This window comes from Candidatus Hydrogenedentota bacterium, from assembly GCA_012523015.1.
In the GTDB taxonomy this organism is placed as follows: Bacteria; Hydrogenedentota; Hydrogenedentia; order Hydrogenedentales; family CAITNO01; genus JAAYBJ01.
In genome coordinates this window covers 1-10,889 of the sequence record JAAYJI010000123.1, presented here as the reverse complement: position 1 = coordinate 10,889, position 10,889 = coordinate 1, and the positions used below count along the sequence as shown (strand labels likewise).

General features: G+C 48.9%; 7 protein-coding genes. 4 read left to right on the top strand and 3 right to left on the bottom strand.

Annotated features, from left to right (window positions below; all coding sequences use genetic code 11):
* Both gyrA and gyrB read right to left on the bottom strand, forming a co-directional pair.
* Window positions 1–2,380, bottom strand: a 2,380-nt coding sequence (gyrA, locus tag GX117_05310; protein ID NLO32762.1) for a DNA gyrase subunit A, incomplete at its 3' end; no start/stop codon positions are given.
* A 67-nt stretch (window positions 2,381–2,447) separates the two neighbouring features.
* Window positions 2,448–4,880 carry a DNA topoisomerase (ATP-hydrolyzing) subunit B gene (gene gyrB / locus GX117_05305; protein NLO32761.1) on the bottom strand — a complete coding sequence of 811 codons (2,433 nt, stop codon included), beginning with the start codon at window positions 4,878–4,880 and terminating at the stop codon, window positions 2,448–2,450.
* 274 nt (window positions 4,881–5,154) lie between these two features.
* On the opposite strand from gyrB, the gene GX117_05300 reads away from it, so the two are divergent.
* Complete coding sequence (locus tag GX117_05300) at window positions 5,155–5,430, top strand: metal-sensitive transcriptional regulator (protein NLO32760.1); 276 nt, start codon at window positions 5,155–5,157, stop codon at window positions 5,428–5,430.
* Window positions 5,431–5,478: 48 nt separating this feature from the next.
* Entirely contained in the window at window positions 5,479–7,929 is a 2,451-nt protein-coding gene (locus GX117_05295) for an FAD-dependent oxidoreductase (protein ID NLO32759.1), read from the top strand.
* A gap of 205 nt (window positions 7,930–8,134) precedes the next feature.
* On the opposite strand, the gene GX117_05290 is transcribed toward GX117_05295, so the two are convergent.
* Window positions 8,135–9,058 carry a serine/threonine protein kinase gene (locus tag GX117_05290; protein NLO32758.1) on the bottom strand — a complete coding sequence of 308 codons (924 nt, stop codon included), beginning with the start codon at window positions 9,056–9,058 and terminating at the stop codon, window positions 8,135–8,137.
* Between the two features lie 451 nt (window positions 9,059–9,509).
* Between GX117_05290 and GX117_05285 the strand changes: the two genes are divergently transcribed.
* Both GX117_05285 and GX117_05280 read left to right on the top strand, forming a co-directional pair.
* Complete coding sequence (locus tag GX117_05285; GenBank protein ID NLO32757.1) at window positions 9,510–10,355, top strand: sugar phosphate isomerase/epimerase; 846 nt, start codon at window positions 9,510–9,512, stop codon at window positions 10,353–10,355.
* Window positions 10,356–10,577: 222 nt separating this feature from the next.
* The coding region (locus GX117_05280) for a hypothetical protein (protein NLO32756.1) at window positions 10,578–10,889 on the top strand (312 nt) is incomplete at its 3' end.

Sequence of the window (10,889 nt, the reverse complement as noted above, 5' to 3'; positions counted from 1 at the left end):
GAGGTTTCATAATGGTCACGCCCTGTGTATTGCGCCCAATTGTGCGGACTTCTGCCACTTGGACGCGTATGACGTTGCCGTCCGTACTAATCAGCATGATTTCATCATCGTCATCAACGGTCAACATGGACACCACATTACCATTGCGTTCGTTGGTTTTTATGTTGATGATTCCTTTACCGCTCCGTGATTGCAGGCGATATTCTCCTACTTGCGTCCGTTTTCCAAAGCCGTTTTCTGTAATGCTTAATACGGTTTGGTCATCTGCTGCAATGGACACGCCCACCACATAATCTTCAGGGCTCAGTCTGATCCCTAGGACGCCGCGTGAAGTGCGGCCCGTGGGGCGTACATCCGTTTCGGGGAAGCGGATGGCTTGCCCCCGATGGGTTGCAATAAGAATATTATCTTTTCCGCTGGTAAGAAGCGTTTCCCAAAGCATGTCCCCTTCCGCCAGATTGATGGCAATAATACCATTGCTTCGGGGATTTCTAAAAGACTTAAGGGTCGTCTTCTTGATGGTTCCCTTTTGGGTAACCATACAGATAAAGCGCCCCTTCTCATTCAAATCCTGCACGGGCAGGAGCGTTGTAACCCGTTCTTCCGGCGAGAGATTAAGAAGATTGACAATAGCACGGCCTCGAGCAGTGCGCCCGGCTCTGGGTAAGTCATAAACTTTTCGCCAGTAGACCCGTCCCAGATTCGTGAAGAAGAGCATATACTGGTGCGCAGACGCAATAAATAGATCCCTTACGAAGTCATCTTCTTTGGTGTCCATACCGGCGACACCTCGACCGCCACGCCGTTGTTTACGGTACGTCGTCACGGGCAGACGTTTGATGTAGCCTTCGTTGGAAACCGTTACGACCATATTTTCGTCGGCAATAAGATCTTCAAGTTGGACTTCTCCAACCTCATTGAGAATCTCCGTGCGGCGGCTGTCGCCATAGTCGTTTTTGATCTTTTCCACTTCTTTGCGCACTTCATCAAGAATGGTTTGTTCGCTGGAGAGGATGTGTCGCAAGCGTTCAATCTCCTGGAGCAAATCGCGGTATTCTTGTTCGAGTGTGGAACGTTCAAGACCGGTCAATCTGCGCAACCGCATGGCAAGAATTGCGTTCGCTTGGGCTTCTGAAAAGTCAAAGCGTTCCATGAGATTCTTTTGTGCGTTTTCCGAATCGGCAGATTGCCGTATAATTTGAATGACCTCGTCGATGTTGTCGATGGCTTTGAGCAGCCCTTCCACGATGTGGGCGCGCTGTTCGGCTTTCGCCAGTTCAAAACGTGTCCGCCGCTCAATAATTTCCGCACGATGTTGGATAAAGTAATAGAGGACTTCTTTTAGATTAAGTACCCGCGGGGTATTATTGACCAAGGCGAGCATGATAATGCTTGCCGTTGCCTGTAACTGCGTGTTTTTGTACAGTTGATTCAGGATGACTTCGGGCTCTTCGCCTTTACGCAATTCGATGACTACGCGCATGCCGTCTTTGTCTGACTCGTCGCGCAGATCGGTAATCCCCTCAATGGTTTTCGTTTGCACCAATTGAGCAATCTTTTCAATAAGATTGCTCTTATTGACTTGATAGGGGATTTCCTGAATGATGAGCCGTGCACGACCCGTATTTTTTTGCGTTTCGATGGCAACTTTCGCGCGCACCGTAACGCGGCCCCGACCGGTCGTATACGCTTCATGAATACCGGCACGCCCGCAAATGATCCCGCCCGTCGGAAAATCCGGCCCTTGAATAAAACGCATCAGGTCGATGGGCTTGGCTTCGGGATGATCCAGTTGATATAAGATCGCATCGCATACTTCAGTTAGATTGTGGGGCGGGCAGCTAGTTGCCATACCAACGGCAATACCATAGGATCCGTTGATCAGCAGATTGGGCAAGGTCGCGGGCAGAATAGCCGGTTCCATTTCCCTGCCGTCATAGTTGGGCACCATGTCGACAGTTTGCTTCTCAATATCATTGAGCATCAGCGCTGTAATGGCTTCCATACGCGCTTCGGTGTATCGCATCGCCGCTGCACTGTCCCCGTCAATAGAGCCGAAGTTTCCTTGACCGTCGACAAGGGGATACCGCATATTCCAATCTTGCGCGAGACGCACAAGCGTATCATAAATGGAAGAGTCACCATGAGGATGGTATTTTCCCATGGTATCACCGACGATAGCCGCACATTTGCGGAAGGGTCGTGCCTTTGAAAGATTTAAATTGTGCATGGCGTACAACACACGCCGATGCACCGGTTTCAGTCCATCACGAATATCAGGAAGTGCCCGGCTTACAATCACACTCATGGAATAATCCAGAAATGATTGCTTCAGTTCCTGTTCAATGGTAATCGGTTTAAGACGATCGTTAGCTTCCATTACTTAGCTTTTCTTTCTGCGCGGGTTAGATTTTGTATCTCTGTTTAAGAATTAAAAGGGCAGGCGTTTAAACATCCAAGTTCTGTACTTCAGCGGCATGTTTTTCGATGAAGTCTTTTCGCGGTTCCACGAGTTCGCCCATCAACATGGTGAACATATCATCTGCCACCGCTTCATCTTCTGCAGTAACAGCAAGCAATACCCGGTTTTGCGGATCCATGGTCGTTTCCAAAAGTTGATCCGCATTCATTTCGCCCAAGCCCTTGTAGCGCTGCACATTCAGTCCTTTGCGCCCTGTTTCAAGCAAGAAGTCTTTGACCTCTAAAAGCACGTTCGACTCGAAGAGCGTCGCCTTCTGCTCATCGCTCTGCGTGGAAACCGTGTACACGGGATCTTCAACGCCATTGCTGGAGTCGGCATAACTGAGCAAGGCAGAAAATTCATGGCTTTTCAGAAAAGCCAAATCCACCTGATCTTTTCTTCTAATGACCTGATGTTTCGCCTTGCCGTTGCTGTTTTCGTCGTGATGCTCATCCAACTCGCGCTGCGCCTCAAGGGTGTTGATCACTTCCACTCCCTCGCCGAAAAGCGCAGTCAGTTGGCTATACGTGAGTGACGCAGGGTTTAAATAAGATTCTCGGGGCAGTGCCAAACATTTCATCAGCGCTTCTCTCGTAACGCCGTAGACACGGAAGGCACGACCGATGAGCCGTTCTCGGTCTTGAGCATTGCGAATCGCCTTGATAAGCTGTTCCGTTTCGATCGGCGCACTGTCGCCGTTATTTTTCTTTTGAACAGAAACATTGTCTAACGCGAGTTCATAAAGAAAATCTTCGTATTCCGTTTCTGTATTCACATAACGCTCTTTTTTCCCTTTGCGGATTTGGTAGAGAGGCGGTTGCGCAATAAACAAATGTCCTCTCCGAATCAGCTCGGGCATTTGACGGAAAAAGAAGGTCAACAACAAGGTGCGTATATGGGCACCGTCAACGTCAGCATCTGTCATAATGATAATTTTATGATAGCGGAGCTTACTGGCATCAAAATCATCTTTGCCAAAGCCTGCGCCGATAGCCGTGATCAAGGAACGGATTTCGTTGTTGCCCAACATCTTATCTTCCCGCGCCTTTTCAACGTTCAACACCTTGCCGCGCAGCGGTAAGATCGCTTGATACCGGCGATCACGCCCCTGCTTAGCAGAGCCGCCCGCACTATCACCCTCAACAATGAACAACTCACATAATTGCGGATCCCGTTCTGAGCAATCCGCCAGTTTCGCCGCTTGTCCCAGCGAATCTAAAGCGCCTTTTCTGCGGGTGAGTTCGCGCGCTTTACGCGCCGCTTCCCGTGCCCGAGCCGCTTCCAGCGTTTTGTTGATGACGCGGTTGGCAACGCTAGGGTTCTCTTCAAAATAAGTTTGCAGCCCCTCGTAGACAAGGGAATTAACAATACCTTGTACGTCGCTGTTACCCAGCTTTGTTTTGGTTTGTCCTTCGAATTGCGGGTTACGCAGACGCACCGATATAATCGCTGTCAATCCCTCTCGGGTATCATCACCGGAAATCGCAGCATTGCTCTTTTTGAAGAGATTGTTTTTCCGCGCATAGTCGTTGAGACTTTTGGTGAGAGCAGCGCGAAATCCGCTTAGATGCGTACCGCCTTCATGGGTATTAATGTTGTTCGCAAAGCTGGCGGTGACTTCGCTGTAGGCGCCCGTGTACTGCAAGGACACCTCCACCTCTACATCTTCTTTTGCCAGCTCCATATAAATAGGCGTGCGATGGAGCAGTTCTTTGTTGCGGTTCAAATATTTTACATACTCAATAATTCCGCCCTTGTACTGCATGACAATCGCTTCATCATCGGTACGCTCATCTTCAAAAACAATTTTTAAGCCTTTGTTAAGGAAGGCCAATTCACGTAAGCGGCTCAACAAAATTTCAGCGTTATAGGTGGTCTCTTCAAAGATGTCTTTATCGGGAAGAAAAGTAACTTTGGTACCGGTGCCCTTGGTATGCCCACGCTTTTCCAGAGGCCCCTTGGGTTTGCCCCGGGCAAAGGCAATAAAATGGACGTGAGAATCCCGTTTTACCTCGACCTCAAGCCATGCAGATAAAGCGTTCACACACGATACGCCGACGCCGTGCAGCCCGCCCGACACCTTGTACATATTACTGTCGAATTTACCGCCCGCGTGCAACACGGTGAGCGCCACTTCTAAAGCGCTTTTCTTTTTATACTTGGGATCAGGGCTCATCCCAACCGGGATGCCCCGCCCGTTATCTTCAACAGAAATACTGTTATCGATATGTACGGTGACTGTAATTTGGGAACAATATCCGGCGAGAGCTTCATCAATACTATTGTCTACAACTTCATAAACCAGATGATGAAGACCGCGCGTAGAAACGTCTCCAATATACATAGCGGGGCGTTTCCGCACCGCCTCCAATCCTTCCAGAACTCGTATAGCTCCGGCATCATATTCATTCGTTGTCATGGTGGATTTCCTCTTCATACACTCCACACGGGGAGTATAAATTTGAATGAGATCATTATAACATAAGCATTATTTTTAAACAAGTGAAAAACTCTATATTTTGATGAAAACACACATTTTAACACTGTATATTGTGGTCAAAGAGCTTTTTTGAACACTTATTTTGGAGAAGTCAGAAAGCCCTTTATTTTTTTTGAAATCCACACTTGCAACGCCCCCTTCTTTGTGGTATACTCATACCCCGTATGGGTATGATGAACGGAGTAAAAAAAGAATGAAAAAAAATCCTGAAGTGACAAGAAAAGAGTTGCTCGCCAGACTAAGCAAGGTCGAAGGGCAGGTGCGAGGCGTCATGAAAATGATAGAAAATGAACGCAAATGCAGTGACGTGCTGCGGCAGATTGCCGCCACAGACGGCGCTCTACGCGCTGCGGCAAAAATCATCGTAACCCAGCACATGGATCTCTGCCTTCATGATAACTTTGGGGTTGACGATTCGGGAAGAAAAATGCTCAAGGAAGTATTAGAGGCATTCGGGCGTTTCGGATAAAAGTCCAGATAAAAACAACAACACCGACGGAAAGACAAGGAGATAGTTATGGCTAAGAAAATCGTGATCGTGGGCGGCGTAGCAGGAGGCATGAGTTGTGCCGCCCGCATTAAACGCTTGGATGAGTCAACAGAAGTGACCGTCTTTGAAAAAGGCGAAGCCGTTTCTTTTGCTAATTGCGGACTGCCTTATTATGTGGGCGGCGTTATTTCCAATCGTGCGGATATGATTGTTCAGAGTGCAACCACCCTGAAGGGGCGGTATGGGCTCGATATTAAGACCGGTCATGAAGTGACACGTATCGATCCCGTCAACAAAGAAGTGGAAGTGACAGATCTCAAAGAGGGCAAGTCTTTTAAACAGCCCTACGATGAACTTGTGCTGGCGACAGGTGCCGAACCGATACGCCCCAATATTCCCGGCGTAAAGGGATCCAATGTCTACACGCTCAACAACCTCAATGATATGGACGGAATCAAAGAGAAAGCCCAAACCGCATCCAAAGCCTGTGTTATAGGCGCCGGCTTCATTGGTCTTGAACTGGCAGAAAATCTGCGTATGCTCGGGCTGGATGTGGTCCTTGTCGAAATGCTGGATCAGATTTTGCCGCCCCTTGATCCTGAAATGACGATTCCTCTCCTCCAAGAATTGCAGATGAACAGCATTGACGTGCGCCTTAAGTCTACGGTCACGGCCATTGATGATAAGGGTGTCACCCTCCAGGACGGCACAAAAGTCGAAGCCGATTTAGTTTGTTTGTGTGCCGGCGTTGCGCCTCGCTCCGCCCTAGCGCGTGAAGCAGGGCTCACCGTGGGACCACGGGGACACATCGTCGTGAACACCCGTATGCAGAGCAGCGATGCCTCTGTTTATGCCGTAGGCGACGCCGTCCAGACCTGCGACCGCCTCACAGGCGAAGATTGTTCCGTACCTCTTGCAGGCCCCGCCAACCGACAGGGCAGAATCGCCGCAGATAATATTTGCGGACGCTCTTCCGTCTATCCCGGTGTATTAGGCACCTCTATTGTCAAAATATTTAATCAATCCGCTGCCTCTACCGGCTGGAGTGAAAAGCGGCTTAGCCGCGCCGGCAAAGCTTATTTCAGGGTTTATATTCACCCCATGCAGCATGCGAAATATTATCCGGGCGCTGTCCCTGTTTCCATCAAAGGACTGTTCAGCCCTGAAGGCGTCCTTCTCGGCGCGCAAGTCGTCGGTCCCGATGATGTGAATGCTGCCGTTGACGTATTGGCTATTGCAGTCACCCAAAAGATGACCGCCTCAGACCTCGAAAACCTAGAGCTCGCCTATTCCCCTCAATATGATTCTGCAAAGAGCATGATCAACATGCTGGGGTTCACAGCGCAAAATATAATAAATGGCGATGTGGTCATGATTGAGCCTGATCAATTGGATCAGGAAGATCTCTATTGGCTGGATGTCCGTATGCCCGAAGAGGCAGAATGCGGCGTGATCCCCGGCACGACGATTATCCCCATGGAAGAATTGCGCTATCGCTATGACGAATTACCGCGCGACAAAAAAATTGGCGCATACTGCACCGTTGGATTGCGCGGCTATTTGGCCTATCGCCAATTGATACAAGCGGGCTTTGATGTCGTTGCCCTCAACGGCGGCTATCGCACGTGGTGTTGGTTCCAGAATATGAATGGCGCACAAACAGGCATACCGTGCGCGTCTCTACCTGCCTGCGGTGAACCCTGCGACGGTATTATCCAAGATTCTCCGTCGAACACAATCACGCTGGATGTCAGCGGCTTGCAGTGTCCCGGCCCACTCGCACGGGTGAAACAAAGCATGACCGAAATGGCAGTGGGCGATATCCTTGAAGTAATCGCCACAGACGTCGGTTTCATGGCCGATATCCCCGCTTGGTGCAACAGTACAGGTAACAGCTTATTGGAAACACGGCCGGAAGGCAACAGTTACAAAGCGCGCATACGCAAGGGCAATTCCGTGCCCACTGTCGCGGCCGTGCAAAAGGCTGTTGCCCCTGATCCCGTTACCAAAAAAGGCAAAACCATCGTATGTTTCAGTGATGATCTCGATCGGGTCATGGCGACCTTTGTCATTGCCAATGGCGCGGCCGCCATGGACAGCGATGTGACCATCTTCTTCACCTTCTGGGGTATTAATGTATTGCGCAAAACCAAAGCGCCCCCCGTGTCCAAAGGACTGCTTGACCGCATGTTCGGCATGATGATGCCGAAAGGTCCGGGAAAACTGAGTCTTTCTAAGATGAACATGGGCGGTATGGGCAGCATGATGATGCGCCATGTCATGAAAAAGAAACAGGTCATGACACCGGAAGAGTTGGTTGCCGCAGCGCAAGCTTCAGGTGTTCGCCTCGTCGTATGTTCCATGAGTATGGATGTGATGGGCATCAAAAAAGAAGAGTTGATTGACGGCATTGAAATTGGCGGTGTAGGAGCCTTTTTAGGTCGTGCTGAACAGGCCGACGTGAACCTCTTCATTTAAGGAGGAAGGGCGCCCGCCGTGATCCTTCCCTGTTATTGTCATAGACACGTGCTCTTTTAAATAGGCACGTATTATCCGCACAGACACCCGGTGTTGTCGCAACCAACGGCAGCGCCGGGTGTTTTGCTATCCGCTCCGTTAGTCACTATTTCCCCAAAATAACGACCACGTGGAAAAGTCAAGCTAAAGATTTAGAGCTCTCGTTTTACGGTTGGACTTTCAATTTGCTGCGGGAGAAAAACTTCCAAAAAGACAAGTAGTTCCAAAAAGAAGGGGAGCTCTTTTCGACTTTAACTTGCGGTGCCGGTACCAGAGCGGGCGTGCTGGGGATATGACCCGTATAACGTTGGTACAGAATCAGTAATTCAGAGCGAAAAGAACGGACAGACGGAAAGCGTTTTTCAGGAGTAGGCGCCATAGCGCGATCCAAGAAGTCGTTCGCTTCCATGGGCAGTTCAGGACAGAAATCCGTGATACGCTGTCCCGGCTCGGGGCGGCGGCCAACCAACAATTCAAAGAACATCACCCCAAGAGGATAAATATCGGCACGATGATCAACGGTGGCTGCGTTCACTTGCTGTTCAGGAGCCATGTACGCGAGTTTTCCCAAATTCACACCGATCATGGTCAGATCTTTGAATTTGTCTTCGATCTTTGCCAATCCAAAATCTAAAATACGAATAGAACCATCCTTTGATACCATAATATTATCGGGGGACAGATCACGGTGGATCGTCAGATGATGCGCATGACTGAGGGCATCGCAGATGAGCGAGAGCACACGCACGACAGTGGCAACTTTTAATTTCCCACGCTGACCCAACCAACGGCGCAAACTTTTACCATTGACATATTCCATCACATAGAAAAGATTATCTTCCCACAAAAAAGCGTCAAAGACTTTAACAATGCCCGGGTGATGCAACTTATGCATGGTATTCACTTCTCGGACAAAACGAGCCCGAGCCGCGTTATTCGTTGCATAGTGTGCATGTAGTGTTTTTAAAGCAACTTCTTTGTTATTCGTTTGATCGGTGGCCAAAAAGACCTCGCCCATACCTCCCTTACCTAAGGATTTATTTAAAAGGTAGCGGTCTGCCACGGTCATGCCCTCATTAATCATTACCATTTTATTCTCTTTCTACAAGATGAATTTTGAGTATTTCTAGTAATGCCCTTTACATATTTGTATTTTACCAAAAACAACACAACAAATACAAATATTTATTCGTAGTTTTGTTAGATACACACCAACTTCCTTTTAAGGCAGGCATACTTCAACAGGAATTGATTCAAAAATTGAAAGTCCCCCGATGGCCGTCGCAGTGAAACGATTGTTGGAGTTACCTCCACACCTCTAGTTTACCATATATTTTAGTAACACGATTGACATTATATTTATTGCATGTCGCGTAATATTTAAAGCGATGCACAGACTCCCGTATCGGATTGCTTTGGATATCCAAGGATTGCTATGATGATCTTTATAAGAATCACCCCTGATTTGACCCTTTTACAAGGCAGGTGAATGCCCGCATTCTTAAAAGACAAGAACTTCATGTGTCAGAGAAAGGAATCCTATGAATCGCAGAGATTTTTTGGTGAGCTCAGGGCTTGCCGCCGCTGCCGGACTCTATGCCGGCGGAGCCAAGACTGCCCATGCCGGCGAATTCACCGGCAAAATTAAAAAAGCCGTAAAATATGGTATGGTCAAAGTCGGTAAAACGCCTTTAGAAAAGTTAAAACTCTTGAAAGACTTGGGCTACGACGGCGTAGAACCCAACTTTGGCGAAGTACCCATTGAAGAGCTTGCCAAAGCCAGTGAAGCGACCGGCTTGCCTGTTCACGGGATTGTAAAAGGCTGGTCTTTCGATGATATCAACACGTGCATTGATGAGGCGAAACTGATCGGCGCCACCTCTGTTCTTATCGTTGCGGGAAAAGTGGATGAAAAAATGCCCTATGCCCAAAACTATACGGAGACTATGGAAAAGATGAAGCGTGCCGGCGAACATGCCGCCAAACAGGAAATCCATTTGCTCGTTGAAAACGTCTGGAACAATTTCCTCATCAGCCCCCTCGAAATGGCGCAGTATATCGATGAAGTCGATAATCCTTGGGTAGGCTCCTATTTCGATATTGGCAACGTAGCACGCTTTGGCTGGCCCGAGCACTGGATCCCGGTTCTTGGCAGCCGCATCAAAAAATTAGACGTCAAAGAATTCAGCACCAAGAAAATGAATGATGAAGGCTTGTGGAAAGGCTTTGATGTAGAAATTGGCGATGGAACCATTAATTGGAAAGCAGTTCGCAAAGAATTGCGAGCCATCGGCTATGAAGGCTTTGCTACGGCAGAAGTCGGCGGCGGCGATGAAAAGCGCCTCGCAGATATTGCCGCGCGCATGGACAAGGTCCTTGATCTCTAATTATTAAAACACCTTTTTACTTGTACAAGCCCGTGGTCTTTGAGACTGCGGGCTTTTCCTTAGGGCAACGTACTCCCCGACACAGTCTTTATTTCTTTGCAGCACGCTCCCTATCCATGTAAAATATCCCCAGTGCGCCGTTATATCAATTTCACTGGAATCTTTTTTTATGCAGCTTCTTCCCGGACTCCATCAGCCAAACCATGAAAGAAATTCTTGAAAATGGGTATTATTGTTATTGAAGGCGGAGGAACCCATACGCGGGCGGCACAGTATGATGGACAGGGCAAGGTCGTGGCTGAGTGCAGCGGCGGCGCTTCCAACCCTGTATCCTTGGGAGTGTCCGCCTCAGTAGCTAGCATCGCAGGATTGGTTCAGGATTGCTGTGCTCCCACAGACTCCTCCGCTGACTTGCTCTTCGCCGCCCTTGCCGGCGCCGCCAATACAGCCATACAAGAAGCGGTCGCTGAAGGTCTTGCCGCCCTCTTGCCCGAAACAACCCTTTGGATCAGCACCGATCTGCATCCCCTCTTG